This window comes from Psychroserpens mesophilus (assembly GCF_050617655.1).
Classification (GTDB): Bacteria; Bacteroidota; Bacteroidia; order Flavobacteriales; family Flavobacteriaceae; genus Psychroserpens; species Psychroserpens mesophilus_A.
Window position 1 is genome coordinate 1 of the sequence record NZ_JBODQC010000333.1, and the last position, 253, is coordinate 253.

Annotated in this window: 1 pseudogene; it reads left to right on the top strand. The window is 64.8% G+C overall.

Annotated elements, in window-relative coordinates:
* Window positions 1-253, top strand: a pseudogene (locus tag ACRHNM_RS17470) (acyltransferase family protein); the annotation flags it as partial.

Genomic DNA, 253 nt, shown 5'->3' on the forward strand with positions numbered 1-253 from the left:
AGCCCATGCCTGAATGGTCGTTCGCGCTGCAGTATGCGATGGTGTTCTCGCTCGGCGCCACGCTGGCATGCTGGCGCCATCTCTGGATCTCCCGGCGGATGCTGGCCCCTGCCTTATTGCTGGCCGGCTGCGTGCTGCTGCATGCCAAAGGACCTCTGAACCTGGTGCTGCAAGCGCCTTTGCTGGCAATGGCCGTGCTCGCGGTGATGCTGGGCTCCGCCAGCACACCCCTGCTGCGACAAGCTGGTCGCTT